Below are 17,373 nucleotides of genomic sequence, written 5' to 3'. Positions count from 1 at the left end.
CCACGCTACCGCGCGTCGATGCCCAGCCGTGTTTCGCGTGACTGCGTCCGTGCGACATGTCTGTTACGCGCGGGCGCACAGGACTACGCGCGGGTGCACAGGACCTCGCCGGTGTGGGGGCCGAGGCCGAGGTCGGCGGCGGCGTCGAGGTCCGCGGCGGTGTCCACGTCGCGGCGCAGGCTCGGCCAGTCGCCGTCCAGCCGGACCGCCCCGGAGCGCAGGTGGGCGGCCGCGGACCCGGGCCCGAAGTGCGGGTCGAGGGCCACCCCGGCGGGGCTGGCGAGCAGGACGGTGCCGCTGCCCTCCAGGTCGGGCACGAACGCGCGGCGGCCGAGGCGGGCCGCCTCGGCCAGGACGACGGCCAGGTCGGCGGGGCGCATCGCCGGCAGGTCGGCGGTCAGCGCGACCACCGGCGCGCCGGCCGCGGCCCGGGCGCCGAAGGTGAGAGCAGCGTTCAGGCCGGCCGCCGGGGTGTCGGGCAGCCAGGTGGCGCCGGCGGCCGTGACGGCGGCCCGCACCAGCGGGTCGTCACAGACCGCGACGACCCGGGCGACCGCTGGGCAGGCGAGCGCCGCCGCGACCGTGTCACGGGCCATGGCCAGCACCAACCCCGGGTGCGACGGCCGCGGGACGGCGCCGCGCAGCCGGGTCTTCGCCGCACCGAGCGGCTTGACCGGCACCACGGCCACCCAGGTGCTGAGCATGACCCATCCTGACACGGCGCCCGTGACGTCACAGCGCCCGGCAGTGGCATGATTCGCAGCAGAACCGTGAGGGGAGGGTGAGATGACGCGCCGGAGGCTCGGCTTTTGGCGGCGTTTCGCCGTCGCGACCGTGAAGCCCGCGATGCAGGCGCTGACCCGCCGCACGTGGACGGGTATGGAACACATCCCAGCCGAGGGTGGGGTGATCATCGTGGTCAACCACATCTCCCACGCCGACCCGCTCGCCGTCGCCCACTACATCTACGACGCGGGCCGCTGGCCGTCGTTCCTGGCCAAGGCCAGCCTGTTCAGCGTGCCGGTGCTCGGCTCGCTGCTGCGCGCGGTGCACCAGATCCCGGTCCGCCGCGGCACCACCGACGCGGTGCGGGCCCTGGAGGCGGCCCGGGTCGGTGTCCGCGACGGCGAGGCCGTGGTCATCTACCCGGAGGGCACCACCACCCGGGAGCCCGATCTGTGGCCGATGCGCGGCAAGACCGGCGCCGCGCGCCTCTGGCTCGACACCCGCGCGCCGATGATCCCGATCGTCATGTGGGGCCCCGAGCGGATCTACGATCCGCGCACCAGCAAGCTGCGGCTGCTGCCGCGCGCCGACGTGACGGTCGTCGCGGGCGACCCGATCGACCTGTCCGCCTGGGACGACGCGCAGCCGACCGCCCAGACGCTCAACGAGATCACCGACCACATCATGCTGCACCTCCGCGACATGCTCGTGGAGATCCGAGGCGGGACCCCGCCACCGTTGTGGACACCGCGCAAGTCGCTCGCATGATGACGACGGAGGGCAGATGAGCATTCGACGCGCCGCCGTGCTCGGGGCCGGTTCGTGGGGCACGGTCTTCGCGAAGCTGCTCGCCGACGCGGGCACGCCCGAGGTCACCGTGTGGGCCCGCCGCCCCGACGTGGCCGAGGCGATCCGCGAGCGGCACGTGAACCCGGACTATCTGCCCAACACGTGGCTGCCGCCGGCGGTGACCGCGACCGGTGACGCCGCCGAGGCGATCGACGGTGCCGACCTGGTCGTGCTCGCCGTGCCGTCGCAGACGCTGCGCGACAACCTGGGCGCCTGGGCCGGCACGATCGGCTCCGACGCGACGCTCGTCAGCCTGATGAAGGGCATCGAGCTGGGCACGCTCAAGCGGATGAGCGAGGTGATCGTGGACTCCGCCGGCGTCGAGCCCGACCGCATCGCCGTCGTCACCGGCCCCAACCTCGCCCCGGAGATCGCCGCGGAGCAGCCCGCCGCGACCGTCGTGGCCTGCACCGACATCCGCCGGGCCGAGCTGGTCCAGCGGGCGATCAGCACGCGCTACCTGCGGCCGTACACCAACGACGACGTCATCGGATGCGAGCTCGGCGGCGCGGTCAAGAACGCGATCGCCCTCGCCTACGGGATGGCCTCGGCGCTCGGGTTCGGCGACAACACGCGGGCGACGCTGATCACCCGCGGCCTCGCGGAGACCACCCGCCTCGGCGGGGCGCTCGGCGCCAACCTGATGACGTTCGCCGGGCTGGCCGGCCTCGGCGACCTCGTCGCGACCTGCTCCTCACCGCTGTCGCGCAACCGCACGTTCGGCGAGCACCTCGGCCGCGGCGAGACCCTGGAGCAGGCCCAGGCCGCGACCAGACAGACCGCCGAAGGGGTCAAGAGCTGCCTGTCGATCCGCGACCTGGCCCACAGCGTCGGCGTGGAGATGCCGATCACCGAGCAGGTCGAGCTCGTCTGCCACGAGGGCGTCGACCCGCTCAAGGCCCTGGCCGCGCTGATGGCCCGCGAGACGAAGCCCGAGCGGCCCGGCGTGCCGTCGACGGGGGAGCATCAGTAGGGTTTTCGGCATGACTGGTGACGGCACGCGGGTCGTGCACGCCGGCGTGCCTTCGGCTGTGCCGGGCCGCTCGTTCCTGCCCGGTCCGGCCTTCGGCGCGCCGTACCATCTCGATCCGGTCCTCGGCCCGCAGCCCGGCGTCGATGGCTACGGCCGCACCGACAACCCGACGTGGCGCGCGCTGGAGTCGGCGATCGGCGAGCTCGAGGGCGGCGAGTGTGTGACGTTCGCCTCCGGCATGGCCGCCGTCAGCGCCGTGCTGCTCAGCGTCCTGCGGCCCGGCGACACCGTCGTCGTCCCCGGCGACGGCTACTACAAGACCAGGGCGTTCGCGTCCTCGCACCTGGCCGAGCGCGGCGTCACGGTGCTCGAGGTGCCGACCGCCGGGCCCTACCCGGCGCTGGAGACCGTCCGGCTGCTGCTGATCGAGACCCCCGCCAACCCCGGCCTCGACGTGTGCGACATCGCCGACCTGGCCGCGCGCGTGCACGCCGGCGGCGGCCTCGTCGCGGTCGACAACACCACCGCGACCCCGCTCGGGCAGCGCCCCCTCGACCTGGGCGCCGACATCTCCGTCGCCTCCGGCACCAAGGCCCTGACCGGCCACTCCGACATCCTGCTCGGCTACGCGTGCACCCGCGACCCGGAGCTCGCCGCGTCCCTCACCGGGTGGCGCGGCGCCACCGGCGCGGTGGCCGGCCCGTTCGAGGCCTGGCTCGCACACCGCTCGATCGGCACCCTCGACCTGCGCCTGGCCCGGCAGAGCACCAACGCCGCCGCCGTCGCGGCGCTGCTCGCGGCGCACCCGGCGGTCACCACCGTGCGCTGGCCCGGCCGGCCCGAGGACCCGGCGTATGCGGTGGCGTCCCGGCAGATGCGTCGCATCCCCGGCGTGGTGACGTTCACGCTCGCCGACAAGGCGGCCGTCGACCGGTTCCTGGAGGCCGCCTCGCTGGTGTTCGCGGCCACGTCCTTCGGCGGCCTGCACACCTCCGCCGACCGGCGGGCCCAGTGGGGCGACGACACCCCCGACGGCCTGATCCGGTTCTCGTGCGGCATCGAGGACACCGACGACCTGGTCGCCGACGTGCGACGGGCACTCGACGCGGTCATCGCCTGACGCAGCGTGGGATGCTGACCAGCTGACAGCGCCCGGTTGACCGGGCGGTTAGGGTCGGCGCGTGGAAACGCCAGAGAAGACCCGGGTCGCCGTCGTGTTCGGCGGCGGCAGCACCGAGCACGCCGTGTCCAGCGTCGGCGCCGCTGACCTCCTCGACGCCCTCGACGGCGACGAGTTCGAGATCGTGCCGATCGGGGTGACCCAGGAGGGTCGCTGGGTGCTCAGCGCTGCCGCACAGTCCGGCGGGCCGTCCACGGAGCTCGTCCCGGCCGGCGCCGCGGTCACGGTCGTCGACGCCGGCGACGGGGTCGCCCGCCTCGGCGGCATCGACGTGGTCTTCCCCGTCCTGCAGGGCGCCTTCGGCGACGAGGGCACCATCCAGGGGCTGCTGGAGATGGCCGACCTGCCGTATGTCGGGTCGGGCGTCCTCGCCTCGTCCGTCGCCGTGGACCAGGACTTCTCCCGCAAACTCGCCGCCGCCGCCGGCCTGCCCGTGGCGGCCTACGTCGTGCTCAGGGGCACTTCGGACCTCGTCGAGGCCGACCGGGCGCGGCTCGGCCTGCCCGTGGTGGTCCGCCCCGCTCGCGGCGGCGGTGCCGGGACCGAGGTCACCGACTGGGCGGCGCTGCCGGACGCGGTCGCCGCGGCCCGCGCCGTCGACGCGAAGGTCGTCGTCGCCGCCGCACCCGCCGGCCGGAAGATCACCGTCGGGGTCCTGGACACCGGCGCCGGCGACCGGCCCGAGGCCAGCGTGGCCGGCGAGGTCCTCGGCGACCGGGTCGTCGCGCCCGCCGAGCTCGACCACGCCGTCGAGCGCCGGGTCCGCGACCTGGCCGTCGAGGCGTTCGTCACGCTCGACTGCGCCGGACTGGCCGTGGTCGAGTGCACGGTCACCCCCGACGACCAGGTCTTCTTCGACCGGATCGACACGATGCCCGGCTTCGACCCCGGCGCGCCGTTCCCCGTGGTGTGGCAGGCGAGCGGCGTGGCGTACCAGACGCTGATCTCGAGACTGGTCAAGGCCGCCGTGCGGCGAGGGACCGGACTGCACTAGCCGCTGTGCAGCTGCCCGCGCAACGCGCCGTCGGGGTAGGCCGACGAGTGCACGTTGACGTAGTAGCGGTCCGGGTCGTCGCGGAGGCGCCGGGCGAGCTTGCCGCTGAGCTGCGTGCACGTGGCGACCGACCCGGACCAGGTCGGCGCCGTCAGCGCCACGCTGACCGGCCCGTTCCTACCCGGCCGGGCGGCGTGGATGTGCGCGGCGTCGATGTCGCCGTCCACGTTGCGGACGCGGATCACGTAGCAGAGCCGGTTGTCGCGGTGCAGCTGGAGCAGGGCGATGCCGGTGGCGTCCGGGTCGCCCTTGCCCTTGGGGACTTCCTGCTTCCCGGTCAGGTGCGCACCCAGGGACAGCGTCCGGGGCGCTGGCGCGGCGGTTGCCGGGGTGGCGAACGTCGTGGCGCCGATGACCAGGGCCGCCGTGGCGGCCAGCACTGTGCGCATGGATCTTCTCCTCGTTCGGTCCTACTGCACCTCGTTCGGGTGCCTTACCGAGGGGAGATCGGTGTTCAGCAGTGGGTGGTGCCCGGATCGGTGTACGGCACGGTCGCGACGATCGGTGCCGAGAGGTTGACCAGCCATGCGCCGTCGGCCTTCGCCGGCACCACGACCCGCAGCGGGATCTGGCGGTCCACCGTCGTCCAGACGGTCTCGTCGCCCCGCTCCTCCGGATACCAACATACGTCCGACAGGCCCAGCAGCTGGGCGTCTTGCGGAATCGCCCGCTTACCGACGGTGCCGCAGGACAGCACGATCGCCGGGTCGCCGAACGCCGCGTTCTGCTCGGGGCCGGCGCTGACGGGGCGCCGGTGCAGCCCGCCGAGCGACTCGGGCAGGCGCGCCACCAGCGCGCGGCAGGTCGCCGCCGTGGCCTCGTCCATCGCTGCCGCGTCGGTGCGCACGGTGCCGGTCGCGGCCGCCGTGGGGAAGCCTCCGAGCAGCCAGAACGCCAGGACCCCCACCACCAGTGCGACGGGGACCGCGGCGATGGTGGCGATCCTGGCGGGGCTGGTCGCCGTCATTTATAAGTGCACCACCGAGCAGGTCAGGGTGCGGGTGATGCCGGGCACCAGCTGCACGTTGCTGACGATCAACTTGCCCAGCTCGTCGACGCTACGCGCCTCGGTGAGCACCACCACGTCATACGGCCCGGTGACCGCGTCCACCCGGACAACTCCGGTGAGCTCCTGGATGGCGGTCGCCACATCGCGTGCCTTGCCCACCTCTGTTTGGATCAGGATGTATGCCTGTACCACGACACGACTCCTTCCTGCGCCGCGCGAGCGCTGATCAGCGCTGAACCTACCGCACCATGGGAGGCAGCGAACCAGCAGCCGTGCGTGATCGTGTCACAACACGCTGCGTCATCCGCAACATCGCGCATTCGGTGTTCATGTTTTTGTTGAAATTGGAGGACGGGTGACCGTTGCAACCGCCGGGGAGTTCGGGCTCATCTCACGGGTGACGGCCCGGCTCGGGGCGGCGTCGCCCCTGGTCCTGCTGGGACCCGGCGACGACGCGGCCCTGGTCGCGGCGCCTGACGGCCGGGTCGTGGCCAGCACCGACGTGCTCGTGGACGGCCGGCACTTCCGCCGCGACTGGTCCACCGCCCGCGACATCGGCCACCGGGCCGCCGCCGCCAACCTCGCCGACATCGCCGCCATGGGCGCCCGCCCGACGGCGCTGCTCGTCGCGCTCTGTACCCCCGCCAACCTTGAGATCACCTGGGCGGAGGAACTTGCGGACGGTCTTGCGGCGGAGGCGGGCAAGGTCGGCGCGATCGTCGTCGGCGGCGACATGTCCGCCAGCCCCACACTGACCATCGCGGTGACCGCCCTGGGCAACCTGGAGGGACGGGCGCCGCTGGTCCGCACCGGGGCCCGCCCGGGTGATGTGGTGGCCGTCTGCGGGCGGCTCGGGTACGCGGCGGCCGGGTACACCATCCTGTCGCGCGGCTTCCGCTCGCCGAAACTGCTGGTGGAGGCCCATCGCCGGCCTCAGGTGCCCTATGCCGCGGGACCATCCGGCGCGCGGCTCGGTGCCACCTCCATGATCGACGTTTCGGACGGGCTGCTCGCCGACCTGGGTCACATCGCGACCGCCAGCGGCGTCGGGATCGACCTGCACCGGTCCGCATTCGTGGTGCCCGAGCAGATGCGGGACGCGGCGACGGCGCTGGGCGTCGACCCGTACGGCTGGATCCTCGCCGGCGGCGACGACCACGCGCTGGCGGCCACCTTCCCGCCCTCGATCGAACTGCCGGACGACTGGCGGGTCGTCGGGGAGGTCCTGCCCGCCAGCCTGCCCGCCGGTGACGGGGTGACCGTGGACGGTCGCCGGTACACCGGCGGAGCCCCCGGGTGGGACCACTTCCGGTAACGAGCGATCGGCTCGATACCCTTTACGGGTGACCGAGCTCGACATCCGACTGACCCGCTACGGCTCGCGGGTCGCCACCGAACTGATCAGCGCCACGCTCGCCGACCTGAGCAAGCGCTACGGCGGGGACGGGGACACCACCCCGATCCAGCCCGGGGAGTTCGACCCGCCGCTGGGCGGCTTCTTCGTCGCGTACGTCGACCATGCGCCGGCGGGGTGCTGCGGCTGGCGGACCTTCGCCGAGGACGAGACCACGGCGGAGCTGAAGCGGCTCTACGTCGATCCCGCGTTCCGTGGGCTGGGGGTGGCGCAGCAGCTGCTCACGGCGGTGGAGGGGGCGGCGCGGGAGGCTGGGCGGGAGCGGATCTGGCTGGAGACGGGGACGGCGCAGCCGGAGGCGATCGCGCTGTACCAGAAGGCCGGTTACTCGTTGATCCCTGACTTCGGTCACTACAAGGGGTATCCGAGCGTGCGGTCGTTCGGCCGGGAGCTGTAGGGGCTGGTTCTTCCCCGGGGCGCGCTGCGGCTGGTTCTTCCCCGGGGCGCGCTGCGGCTGGTTGTTCCCCGGGGAGCGTGCTGCGACCGGTTGTTCACTGGGCGCTCTGCGGCTGGCTGGTTCGCGGGGGGACACTCTGCGACCGGTTGTTCACAGGGCGCTGCGGCTTGTTTAACTGATGCGTTAGATGCCGAGAAGCCCCGCGACGGTGCGTCGCGGGGCTTTCTCGATGCTGGGTCGTGCTGTGTTGCGCTTTGCTGCAGGCGATCAGCCGCGAACGACCTTGCCGGCCTTGAGGCAGGAGGTGCATGCCTGCACCTTCCGCGTGGTGCCGCCACCGGCAGGGGTGCGCACCGTCTGAATGTTGGGGTTCCAACGGCGGTTGGTCCGCCGGTGCGAGTGGGACACGTTGTGGCCGAAGCCCGGTCCCTTGCCGCAGACGTCGCACACGCTAGCCACGGGGATCTCCTGGGATTGATTGCGTCTCGGGCTGGACCCCTCCACCGGACTGGCCGGCGGCGGATTCCAGGTGTCACCGGCCAGCGAACCGGCGGGCAACCCCGCAAGGTTACCTGATGGGACCCGTCTGCTCCCAATCGGCCCTTGTCGCGCTCCTGCGGCCTCCTCGCGCGGTGGCGCGCGAGGAAAATGTCGGTGGTCGCCGATAGGCTCTGGCGCGTGCCAGAGAGTGGGGACGGTGCCGTCGTTCGCCGGTGGTGTGCCGCCGGTCTCGACGCGCTGCGTCGGCACCGGTCAGAGATCGACGCCCTCAACGTCTATCCCGTGCCCGACGGCGACACCGGGACCAACCTGGCGTTGACGATGTCGGCCGCGGTCGCCGCCGTCGACGCCGCGCCGGACACCGTGGGCGCCGCGGAGCTGCTGGCGGTCGCCGCGAGGGGCGCGCTGCTCGGTGCCCGGGGCAATTCGGGCATCATCCTGGCGCAGCTGCTCAAGGGGCTGGCCTCGTCGCTGGCATCGGCGCCGGTCGTGGGCGGGTCGGAGCTTGCGGCGGCGCTGGACAGCGCGGCCCGGTCGGCCTATGCGGCGGTGGCCGCCCCCGTGGAGGGCACCGTGCTGTCGGTCGCCACCGCCGCAGCCCGTGCCGCAGCCTCCGCAGCCGCTGCCCCTGTCTCGTCCTCCTCGGCCGATGCTTCCGTGCTTTCCTCTGCAGTCCGGGCCGCCTCCGCCGCCGCCTCTGTCTCGTCCTCCTCGGCCGATGCTCCCGTGCTTTCCGCTGCGGCCGATGCCTCTGTCTCGTCCGCCGTGGCGGACGCTTCCGCCTTTTCCTCATCGGCAGATGCCCCCTCCGCTGCTTCTCCCGCGGCCGCCGCTCCCGCGGACGGTTCCGCCGCGTTGTCTTCAGCCGGCGGCTCCGCCTCCTCCTCAACAGGCGCCTCTTCCTCTCCCGGCCGTGCTTCCTCGGCCGCCGGTGGTTCGTCGGCCGGAGGTGGGCTGGGCATTGGAGGCGGGTCGGCGGGTGTCGTGGCGGTGGCGCGGGCGGCGGCCGAGGGTGCCCGGGTCGCGCTCGCCCGCACGCCGGAGCAGCTGCCTGCGCTGGCGCGGGCGGGGGTCGTCGACGCCGGCGGGCGTGGTCTGGTCGTGCTGCTGGAGGCGTTCGTGACGTCGCTGACCGGGGAGGCGCCACCGGCGGCCGGGCCCGCGCACGTCGGTGCCGTCGCCGCGCCCGGTGGGGTCATGGATCGCGAGGCGGGGTCGGTTGAGTTCGGCTATGAGGTGCAGTTCCTGCTCGACGCTCCGGCGGCGGCGATCGGTCCGCTGCGGGAGGCGCTCGGGGCGCTCGGCGACTCGCTCGTCGTCGTCGGCGACGACCCGACCTGGCACGTCCACGTGCACGTCAACGACGTCGGTGCGGCGATCGAGGCAGGCATCGCGGCCGGGCGGCCCAGCAGGATCGCCGTGACGAGGTTCGCCGAGCAGATCGCGGAGCAGCGCTCGGCACGGACGCCCGACCCGGAACAGACCTCGCCCGACCTGTTCGGTGGCGGGTCGCCGATCCCGGTCGAGGTCGCCGGCTCGGGCGTCGTGGTCGTGTGCAGCGGCCGGGGGATGAGCGAGCTGCTCGCCGCCGAGGGCGCCACGGTGCTGACAGGCACGCCGTCGACGGGCGAGGTGCTGGCCGCGATCCAGGCGACAGGTGCGTCCCGGGTGGTGGTCCTGCCCAACGACGCCAACGTCCTGGCCGTCGCCAACACGGCCGCCGCGGAGGCCCGGGCGGCCGGGATCCGGGCCGGTGTCGTGCCGACGCGATCGCCGGTGCAGGCCCTCGCCGCAATGGCCGTGCGGGACACGGGCCGGCGGTTCGAGGACGACGTGATCGCGATGGCGGAGGCGGCGGCCCGGTGCCGCTCGGCCGAGCTGACCGTCGCGGCCCGCGAGGCGCTCACCGTCGCCGGGCGATGCCAGCGGGGTGACGTGCTGGCGATCGTCGACGGGGAGGTCAACCTGATCGGGCAGGATCTGGAGCAGACCGCCTGCCTGCTGCTGGACCGGATGTTGCTGGCCGGCGGGGAGCTGGTGACCCTCATCGCGGGGCAGGGCGCGCCCGCGGGCCTGGGGGAGACGCTGCGCGGGCACGTCGCTGCGGCGTGGCCGTTCGTCGAAGTCCAGTGCTACGAGGGAGGCCAGCCGCACTATCCGCTGCTGGTCGGGGTGGAGTGAGCCGGTGACCGAGATCGACCTGACCACGCCGCTGCAGAAGGTGATCGGCAACGGCGCGAAGCTGCTCGCCGACAGCCTCAACCTGCACACCGTCGGTGACCTGGTCTACCACTTCCCCCGCCGCTACGAGGAGCGGGGCGAGCACACCGACATCCGATCCCTGGAGATGGACACCGAGGTCACGGTGTTCGGGCAGGTCAAGCGGGTCTCGTCGCGGACGTTCATGCAGCAGCGGGGCAAGACGGCGGGCAAGCGCGGCTCGCTGCTCGAGGTGGTCGTCGGCGACGACAGCGGCGGCGAGCTGAGCGTCACCTTCTTCAACCAGGCGTGGCGGGAGTCGCAGCTGCGTCCCGGCCGGTGGGGCCTGTTCTCCGGCAAGGTCGGCCGGTTCCAGAGCAAGCTGCAGCTCAACCAGCCCGACTACGTCCTGCTCGACGGCGCTGAGGGAGAGGAGAGCGTCGAGGAGTTCGCCGGTGCGATCATCCCCGTCTACCCGGCGACCGCGAAGGTCCCGACGTGGCGGATCGCCGCCGCCGTGCGCACCGTCCTGGACGTCCTGCCACCGACGCCCGATCCGGTGCCGGCATCCGTTCGTGCCAAGCAGAAGCTGTCCGCGCTCGACAAGGCCCTGCGCGAGATCCACCGACCCGAGTCCCGTGAGTCCCTGTTCTTCGCGAAGCGCCGGCTGAAATGGGACGAGGCGTTCGCGCTCCAGCTGACCCTGGTGCAGCGCAAGCACCGCGCCGCTGACTGGCCCGCCCGGGCCCGGCCGCTGCGCGACGACGGGCTGCTGGCGAGCTTCGACGCCGGGCTGCCGTATGAGCTGACCCGGGGCCAGCGCGACGTCGGCGACGAGATCGCGGCCGATCTGGCCCGGCCACATCCGATGCACCGCCTCCTGCAAGGCGAGGTCGGCTCGGGCAAGACCGTGTGCGCTCTGCGGGCCATGCTGCAGGTGGTCGACGCCGGTGGGCAGGCCGCGATGCTCGCCCCGACCGAGGTCCTCGCCGCCCAGCACCACCGCAACGTGATCGACCTGCTCGGCGGCATGGCCCGGGCCGGCGAGCTCGACGGCGCGCCCGACGCGACCCGGGTGGCGCTGCTGACCGGCTCGCTGGGCGCCGCGGCCAAGCGCAAGGTCCTCGAGGAGATCGGCTCGGGCGCCGCCGGCATCATCGTCGGCACCCACGCCCTGCTGTATGAGGGCGTCGCGTTCAAGGACCTGGGCCTCATCGTCGTCGACGAGCAGCACCGCTTCGGCGTCGAGCAGCGCGACGCGCTGCGCGCCAAGGCCGACCAGCCGCCGCACGTGCTCGTCATGACCGCGACCCCGATCCCCCGGACGGTCGCGATGACGGTCTTCGGCGACCTGGAGACGTCGGTGCTCAGCCAGCTGCCCAACGGGCGCTCACCGATCGCGTCCCACGTCGTGCCCGCCACGGACAAGCCCGCGTTCCTCGACCGGGCCTGGCGCCGCATCCGCGAGGAGGTCGCCGCCGGCCATCAAGTCTACATCGTCTGCCCCCGCATCGGCGACGCCAAGTCCGACGGCGAGGACCTGCCCGCCGGCGACGACGAGCGCCGCGCCCCACTCGCCGTCCTCGACGTCGCGCCCCAGCTGGAGGAGGGCCCGCTGCACGGGCTGCGGATCGGCATCCTGCACGGCCGGCTGCCCGCCGACGAGAAGGACGCGGTCATGCGCACGTTCTCCGCCGGCAACCTCGACGTCCTGATCGCCACCACCGTCATCGAGGTCGGCGTCGACGTGCCCAACTCCACGATGATGGTGATCCTCGACGCGGACCGCTTCGGCGTCTCGCAACTGCACCAGCTCCGCGGCCGCGTCGGCCGGGGCAGCGCACCGGGCCTGTGCCTGCTCGTCACCGAATCCGGCGAGGGCACCGCCGCCAGGACCCGCCTCGACGCGGTCGCCTCGACCACCGACGGCTTCAAGCTCGCCGAGCTCGACCTCGAGCAACGCCGCGAGGGCGACGTCCTCGGCGCCACCCAGTCCGGCCGCCGCTCCCACCTGAAGCTGCTGTCCCTGCTCCGCGACGCCGATCTGATCGGCGACGCCCGCGCCGAGGCGATCGAGCTGCTGGAGGACGACCGCGAGCTGACCCGGCACCCGGGCCTCGCCGCCACCGTGTCCCAGCTCGTCGACGAGGAACGCGCCGAATACCTCGAGAAGGGCTGACCACCGAACCCCGCGTGCTGCGAGGCGCTGCGTGCTGCGAGGCGCTGCGTGCCGCGAGGCGCTGCGTGCCGCGAGGCGCTGCGGAACCTCCGTGGTCTGCGAAGCGCTGCGTGGCTGCGAAGCACCGCGTGACTGCGAAGCGCTGCGTGACTGCGAAGCGCTGCGTGCGGCGAAGCGCCGTGGGCTAACGGTCGCGCCGGTGGTCACGCTGCTTCGCGTGGGCGATGGGCGATGCCAAATTTTGTGGCTTTTGCGCGGTTGGCAGAGCGCGATCTGCCTGCGATGCCATGGGATGGACGGGGGTTGATCGCACGATGTCGACTGCGGCTGGCCGGGCGGTCCGGTTTGTTGCTTTCGATCCGCCTCGTTGATCATGGACAGTTGATCGAAGTCGTTCCGTGGCTACCCCGACGGCCAGTCCGCGGCTTTGATCATGAGCAGTGTGGCGCGGGCCGGTCGGAGGGCGATCGGACCGTGGCAGCTACCGCATGTTTGGCGGCGAAGCGGGCACGAGCGCGGCGTTCCCCGGACGGTCGGCGAGCTTTTCGTCGGTGGGCGACCGGGGTGGTCGGGTGCGTGATCTTGCGAACGTGACGAAGGACGGACCCGGTCGTGGGGGTGACCGGATCCGTCCTTCGCTCTTTGGAGCTGGATGGCGAGTGCGGGACTCAGGCGGCGTGGCGACCGCGGCGGGGGCGGCGGCTGAGCAGGAGCAGGCCGCCACCGAAGGCGATCATGAACAGGGCGGCGCCGCCGAGGACGGTGGCGTTCGCGCCGGTGACCGGGAGGCTGGCCGAGGTGGTGGGGGAGACGTCGATCGTGGTGGGGACGACGACGGTGCCGTTGCCGTTGCCATCGCCGGGGGTGATCTCGGTGACCGTCTCGACCGGGTTGTTCGTCCATGACGCCGAGGCGGAGGGCGAAACCGGGGTCGACGGCGACGACGAGGCGGAAGCAGAGGGCGACGCCGGCGCGGCAGGCGCAGACGAGGAAGCAGACGCAGACGGGGAAGCGGACTCAAAGGGGGAAGCGGACTCAGCGGGGGAAGCGGACTCGGAAGGCGAAGCAGACGCCGAAGGCGAGTCGGAAGCCGACGGCGAGTCGGATGCCGAAGGCGAGTCGGAAGCCGACGGCGAGTCGGATGCCGACGGAGATGCGGAAGCCGACGGCGAGTCGGAAGCCGACGGCGAGTCGGATGCCGACGGAGATGCGGAAGCCGACGGCGAGTCGGATGCCGAAGGCGAGTCGGAAGCCGACGGCGAGTCGGATGCCGACGGAGATGCGGAAGCCGACGGGGAGACGGACGCGGACGGGGAGGCCGACGGCGAGCCGCTGTCGCACGACGACGACTCGGTCCAGGCGCCCGTCACGGTCTTGAACGTGTTGTCCTGCACCGTGACCTGCTTGGTGGTGACCGGAACGTCGACCGCCCCGCCCGGCTCGACCCGGACGATGCGGCCGGCGACGGAGAACACAGCGTCGACGTTCGCCCCGGTGGCGTTGGTGAGGTGGGCGGTCAGGGTGCCGTCGCAGGCGCTGGTGAAGGTGGCCGCGGGGCGCGGGGCGCAGGTGGTGGTGCCGCCGTTGTGCCAGGCTCGCACGCCCGCCGAGCGGCTGCCGGGAGCGGCCGTCTCGCCGACCTTGGTGGCGCCGTAGCGGGGGCCGCCGTCGACGATGGGGTTGATCACGCCGGTGCCGAAGATCGTGTCGACCTGGGTGTAGCAGGCGGGGACGTCGACACGCAGCGTGACCGATGGCTTCGAGGTCGTGACGCTGGCGGTGTGGGTGGCGTAGACGAACTGGGGGTTGCCGAAGGACTTCGCGGGGGCGGTGTACGACACCAGCGTGAACGCCTGCTGCTCGCCGTCGCACAGTGCCGCGGTCGAGGTGATCGTCGCGGTGCCGGCCGGGCCGTCGAAGGTGTGCCGGTAGGTCGCGGCCGATGCGGTCACGCAGTTCTGGGAGGTGGTGGCCGACGCGTACGCGGTGCCGATGAAGGCGCCGCCGAACAGCATCGTGCTACCGAGAATGAGCAGGGTCTTCCGCAATACGTGCCCCCAAAGGCGTCTCGGCTGGGGGCGGTCTCACCACTGACTCCCCGGGCCGCAAAGCGGTGACCGATTGATGCTCGGCCCGGTTCAACGTCTCCCCATTTTCTGGGTAATCGTGACGTTTTGTCGCGACTGCAATCAGCGTAAAACCAACTACGGAGCGGGAAAAGCCCTGCTCAGACGCCAGCCACTCTCCGTAGCCAGACACGCAGAGTAGTCATGCCTGAATGAAAGCCAGTACAACATGAAAAATCGGAAATGTCCGAAGCTGGAGTGGTGCAGGTCACTCGCTGGGCATGCCTAGGCTGGGGACGTGACACGCATCGTGGCCGGCACCCTGGGCGGCCGGCGCCTCACGGTCCCCGCGGGCCAGGGCACCCGACCAACCTCCGACCGGGTCCGGGAGGCCCTGTTCAGCAGCCTGGAGGCCATGGTCGACCTGGACGGATCCCGGTTCGCCGACCTGTACGCCGGCTCGGGCGCGGTCGGATTCGAGGCCTGCTCGCGGGGGGCGGCGCACGTCCTGCTCGCCGAGTCCGACGCGAAGGCCGCCAGGATCGTCCGGGCCAACATCGCCACGCTCGGTGTCGGCGGCACCGTCAAACTGGTCGCGGACAAGGTCGAGCGGCTCCTCCAGCAGGAGCCGGAGGAACGGTTCGACGTGGTGTTCGTCGACCCGCCGTATGCGATGACCGACGAGCGGGTCGGCGCGGTCCTGGAGGCCCTCACCGCCCGGTGGCTCGCCGGCGGCGCGGTCGTCGTGGTCGAGCGCAGCAGCCGCGGCGCCCCGATGCGCTGGCCCGAGGGCCTCGTCCAGCGCGCGGAGCGGCGCTACGGCGAGACGACGCTGTGGTATGCCGAACGCGACGAGGGCGTGTGACGCTGTTGGCAGAAACCTCTTTGGTACGGTCCCCGCTCATGAGGCTTGGGCTGGTGCAATGAGGCGCGCGGTGTGTCCGGGTTCGTTCGATCCGGTGACCAACGGACACCTGGACATCGTGGGACGCGCGTCGAAGATGTTCGATGAAGTCGTCGTCGCGGTGCTGATCAACACGAGCAAGGCCGGGCTGTTCACGGTCGAGGAGCGGCAGGAGATGCTCGCGGAGGTGACGGCGCCGTACGCCAACGTGCGGGTCGACGCCTTCCAGGGCCTGCTGGTCGACTTCTGCCGGGCCAACGACATCGGCGCGATCGTCAAGGGCGTCCGGGTCGCCGGCGACTTCGACTACGAGCTGCAGATGGCGCAGATGAACTACGGGCTCAGCGCGATCGAGACGCTCTTCATGCCGACCAACCCGAAGTACTCCTTCGTCTCGTCGAGCCTCATCAAAGAGGTCGCCAAATGGGGCGGCGACGTTTCGCCGCATGTGCCCGACCTTGTGGCAAACCTGCTGCGAGAAAGGCTCGTAAAACCCTGAAACTGAGGGCTTTCAGTGTGGCGATGGAGCGGCATCATGGTTTGGGCCGCATGATGGTGGACGTTGTTTGCCGTGGGGACAGGGAGTGACCGCAAGTGGATCCGCTCGAGAGCATCGACCAGATCATCGCGCTGGTCGAGGGTGCACGGTCGGCGCCGATGTCGCGGAGCAACTTCGTGGCCGACCGCGCCGAGATGATCAACCTGCTCGACCAGCTGCGCGCCGACCTGCCGGGTGAGCTACGGCGGGCCACGGCGCTGCTCGACGAGCGGGACAAGATCGTCGACGCGGGGCGCCGCGAGGCCGAGCGGATCATCACGGAGGCCGAGTCGGAGCACAACCGGCTCGTGTCGATCAACGAGATCGTCGTGTCCGCCGAGCACGAGGCGTCGCGCATGATCAACGAGGCGCGGGCCGAGACCCAGCGGCTCCGTGACGAGGTCGACGACTACGTGGACACGGCCCTGGCAAACTTCGAGCAGTTCCTCACCCGCTCCCTCGCCTCGATCGAGCGAGGCCGCGACAAGATGCACGCACTGCGCGAGATAGGCTCGTTCACACCGTCCGGCGACGACGACCGGCCGCTGCCTTTCTGACGAACGCAGGGGCGATTCGACGGGAGATCTGCCGCTCGGGTAGCCTTGTCCGTCGGCCCTGCCTGGCCGGAGTCTGAAGATGCCACATCAATCGCACCCGCAACTGGATCCCCGCAAGCCGCTGGTCCTCGAGACGAGAGACCTGCCCCGGCGACCGGGCGCTCTGCATGCGGTGTCGCGCCAAGTGCCGGCACCCAAGGACCTCGGTCTGGAGCTGATCGGCGTGCCTGTCGGCGCCGAGCTCGACCTCCAGCTGCGGATGGAGTCGGTGTCAGAAGGCGTTCTCGTCTCCGGCACCGTCACCGGCCCGCTGGTGGGCGAGTGCGGACGCTGCCTGCGCCCGATCAGTGCCACGTTGGACGTCCCGATCCAAGAGTTCTATGCCTATGAGCACAGCACGACGGACGAGACGACCGACGAGGACGAGGTCGGAAGGCTGCAGGGCGACCTGATCGACCTGGAGCCGGCACTGCGGGACGCGGTGGTGCTCTCCCTGGCCGCCAACCCCGTGTGCCGTGAAGACTGCCCAGGGCTGTGCCCCGACTGCGGGGTGCCGCTGGATGAGCTGCCCGCGGGTCACAACCACGAGCAGGTCGACCCGCGCTGGGCCGCCCTGACCCAGATCAAGCACTCAGAGGAGTAAGACCCGTGGCCGTTCCGAAGCGGAAGATGTCGCGCAGCAACACCCGGTCGCGCCGGAGCCAGTGGAAAGCCGTCGCGGTGCAGACGCAGCCGTGCCCGCAGTGCCGCTCTCCGAAGCTGTCCCACGCTGCCTGCTCGGTCTGCGGCACGTACAACGGCCGTCAGGTCATCGAGGTCTGATTTCC

Annotated in this window: 19 protein-coding genes; 13 read left to right on the top strand and 6 right to left on the bottom strand. The window is 71.8% G+C overall.

Annotated elements, in window-relative coordinates:
• Positions 1-83 precede the first annotated feature (83 nt).
• Complete coding sequence (gene cofC / locus ACFPIJ_RS02975; protein WP_380112985.1) at positions 84-704, bottom strand: 2-phospho-L-lactate guanylyltransferase; 621 nt, start codon at positions 702-704, stop codon at positions 84-86.
• 82 nt (positions 705-786) lie between these two features.
• Between cofC and ACFPIJ_RS02970 the strand changes: the two genes are divergently transcribed.
• The 4 genes from ACFPIJ_RS02970 (at position 787) to ACFPIJ_RS02955 (ending at position 4,722) form a co-directional block, all read left to right on the top strand.
• Positions 787-1,494 (top strand): lysophospholipid acyltransferase family protein, encoded by a 708-nt coding sequence (locus tag ACFPIJ_RS02970; RefSeq protein ID WP_380112984.1) that lies wholly within the window; start codon positions 787-789, stop codon positions 1,492-1,494.
• A 16-nt stretch (positions 1,495-1,510) separates the two neighbouring features.
• A complete protein-coding gene (locus tag ACFPIJ_RS02965) occupies positions 1,511-2,548 on the top strand; it encodes an NAD(P)H-dependent glycerol-3-phosphate dehydrogenase (protein WP_203846272.1) in 1,038 nt (345 codons plus the stop codon).
• 10 nt (positions 2,549-2,558) lie between these two features.
• Entirely contained in the window at positions 2,559-3,668 is a 1,110-nt protein-coding gene (locus tag ACFPIJ_RS02960; RefSeq protein ID WP_380112983.1) for a cystathionine gamma-lyase, read from the top strand.
• Between the two features lie 61 nt (positions 3,669-3,729).
• Entirely contained in the window at positions 3,730-4,722 is a 993-nt protein-coding gene (locus tag ACFPIJ_RS02955) for a D-alanine--D-alanine ligase (protein WP_380112982.1), read from the top strand.
• On the opposite strand, the gene ACFPIJ_RS02950 is transcribed toward ACFPIJ_RS02955, so the two are convergent.
• The 3 genes from ACFPIJ_RS02950 to ACFPIJ_RS02940 form a co-directional block, all read right to left on the bottom strand.
• Complete coding sequence (locus tag ACFPIJ_RS02950; RefSeq protein WP_380112981.1) at positions 4,719-5,171, bottom strand: CHRD domain-containing protein; 453 nt, start codon at positions 5,169-5,171, stop codon at positions 4,719-4,721. The genes ACFPIJ_RS02955 and ACFPIJ_RS02950 overlap by 4 nt on opposite strands.
• Before the next feature lie 65 nt (positions 5,172-5,236).
• A complete protein-coding gene (locus ACFPIJ_RS02945) occupies positions 5,237-5,749 on the bottom strand; it encodes a DUF3515 domain-containing protein (protein WP_380112979.1) in 513 nt (170 codons plus the stop codon).
• On the bottom strand, positions 5,750-5,983 hold the full coding sequence (locus ACFPIJ_RS02940) for an Lrp/AsnC ligand binding domain-containing protein (RefSeq protein WP_203846267.1): 234 nt from the start codon (positions 5,981-5,983) through the stop codon (positions 5,750-5,752).
• A gap of 163 nt (positions 5,984-6,146) precedes the next feature.
• Here ACFPIJ_RS02940 and ACFPIJ_RS02935 point away from each other — a divergent pair, with 163 nt between their 5' ends.
• Entirely contained in the window at positions 6,147-7,106 is a 960-nt protein-coding gene (locus tag ACFPIJ_RS02935; RefSeq protein ID WP_380112978.1) for a thiamine-phosphate kinase, read from the top strand.
• Between the two features lie 28 nt (positions 7,107-7,134).
• A complete protein-coding gene (locus ACFPIJ_RS02930) occupies positions 7,135-7,602 on the top strand; it encodes a GNAT family N-acetyltransferase (RefSeq protein ID WP_380112977.1) in 468 nt (155 codons plus the stop codon).
• 267 nt (positions 7,603-7,869) lie between these two features.
• Here ACFPIJ_RS02930 and rpmB read toward each other — a convergent pair whose 3' ends face one another.
• Positions 7,870-8,061, bottom strand: coding sequence for a 50S ribosomal protein L28 (gene rpmB / locus ACFPIJ_RS02925; RefSeq protein WP_033357799.1), 192 nt, complete (start codon positions 8,059-8,061; stop codon positions 7,870-7,872).
• Between the two features lie 219 nt (positions 8,062-8,280).
• Here rpmB and ACFPIJ_RS02920 point away from each other — a divergent pair, with 219 nt between their 5' ends.
• Complete coding sequence (locus ACFPIJ_RS02920; RefSeq protein ID WP_380112976.1) at positions 8,281-10,284, top strand: DAK2 domain-containing protein; 2,004 nt, start codon at positions 8,281-8,283, stop codon at positions 10,282-10,284.
• Positions 10,285-10,288: 4 nt separating this feature from the next.
• Positions 10,289-12,481, top strand: a complete 2,193-nt coding sequence (recG, locus tag ACFPIJ_RS02915; protein WP_380112975.1) for an ATP-dependent DNA helicase RecG — start codon at positions 10,289-10,291, stop codon at positions 12,479-12,481.
• A gap of 668 nt (positions 12,482-13,149) precedes the next feature.
• On the opposite strand, the gene ACFPIJ_RS02910 is transcribed toward recG, so the two are convergent.
• Positions 13,150-14,529 carry a hypothetical protein gene (locus ACFPIJ_RS02910; RefSeq protein WP_380112974.1) on the bottom strand — a complete coding sequence of 460 codons (1,380 nt, stop codon included), beginning with the start codon at positions 14,527-14,529 and terminating at the stop codon, positions 13,150-13,152.
• A gap of 316 nt (positions 14,530-14,845) precedes the next feature.
• Between ACFPIJ_RS02910 and rsmD the strand changes: the two genes are divergently transcribed.
• The 5 genes from rsmD (at position 14,846) to rpmF (ending at position 17,368) form a co-directional block, all read left to right on the top strand.
• Positions 14,846-15,412: a 16S rRNA (guanine(966)-N(2))-methyltransferase RsmD gene (gene rsmD, locus ACFPIJ_RS02905; protein ID WP_380112973.1), complete on the top strand. Its 567-nt coding sequence runs from the start codon at positions 14,846-14,848 to the stop codon at positions 15,410-15,412.
• Between the two features lie 58 nt (positions 15,413-15,470).
• Positions 15,471-15,950, top strand: coding sequence for a pantetheine-phosphate adenylyltransferase (coaD, locus tag ACFPIJ_RS02900; RefSeq protein WP_380112972.1), 480 nt, complete (start codon positions 15,471-15,473; stop codon positions 15,948-15,950).
• Positions 15,951-16,045: 95 nt separating this feature from the next.
• Complete coding sequence (locus tag ACFPIJ_RS02895; protein WP_203846260.1) at positions 16,046-16,546, top strand: ATP synthase subunit B family protein; 501 nt, start codon at positions 16,046-16,048, stop codon at positions 16,544-16,546.
• A 79-nt stretch (positions 16,547-16,625) separates the two neighbouring features.
• On the top strand, positions 16,626-17,189 hold the full coding sequence (locus tag ACFPIJ_RS02890; protein ID WP_380112971.1) for a YceD family protein: 564 nt from the start codon (positions 16,626-16,628) through the stop codon (positions 17,187-17,189).
• A 5-nt stretch (positions 17,190-17,194) separates the two neighbouring features.
• Positions 17,195-17,368: a 50S ribosomal protein L32 gene (gene rpmF, locus ACFPIJ_RS02885; protein ID WP_327005838.1), complete on the top strand. Its 174-nt coding sequence runs from the start codon at positions 17,195-17,197 to the stop codon at positions 17,366-17,368.
• Positions 17,369-17,373 lie beyond the last annotated feature (5 nt).

This window comes from Dactylosporangium cerinum (genome assembly GCF_042653625.1).
Classification (GTDB): domain Bacteria; phylum Actinomycetota; class Actinomycetes; order Mycobacteriales; family Micromonosporaceae; genus Dactylosporangium; species Dactylosporangium cerinum.
This window is presented reverse-complemented; position numbering and strand designations above follow the sequence as displayed.

Excerpts from the sequence above, each read along its gene's own strand:
- cofC (WP_380112985.1), bottom strand. The coding sequence starts at position 704 with ATGCTCAGCACCTGGGTGGCCGTGGTGCCGGTCAAGCCGCTCGGTGCG.
- ACFPIJ_RS02970 (WP_380112984.1), top strand. The coding sequence starts at position 787 with ATGACGCGCCGGAGGCTCGGCTTTTGGCGGCGTTTCGCCGTCGCGACC.
- ACFPIJ_RS02965 (WP_203846272.1), top strand. The coding sequence starts at position 1,511 with ATGAGCATTCGACGCGCCGCCGTGCTCGGGGCCGGTTCGTGGGGCACG.
- ACFPIJ_RS02960 (WP_380112983.1), top strand. The coding sequence starts at position 2,559 with ATGACTGGTGACGGCACGCGGGTCGTGCACGCCGGCGTGCCTTCGGCT.
- ACFPIJ_RS02950 (WP_380112981.1), bottom strand. The coding sequence starts at position 5,171 with ATGCGCACAGTGCTGGCCGCCACGGCGGCCCTGGTCATCGGCGCCACG.
- ACFPIJ_RS02945 (WP_380112979.1), bottom strand. The coding sequence starts at position 5,749 with ATGACGGCGACCAGCCCCGCCAGGATCGCCACCATCGCCGCGGTCCCC.
- coaD (WP_380112972.1), top strand. The coding sequence starts at position 15,471 with ATGAGGCGCGCGGTGTGTCCGGGTTCGTTCGATCCGGTGACCAACGGA.
- ACFPIJ_RS02890 (WP_380112971.1), top strand. The coding sequence starts at position 16,626 with ATGCCACATCAATCGCACCCGCAACTGGATCCCCGCAAGCCGCTGGTC.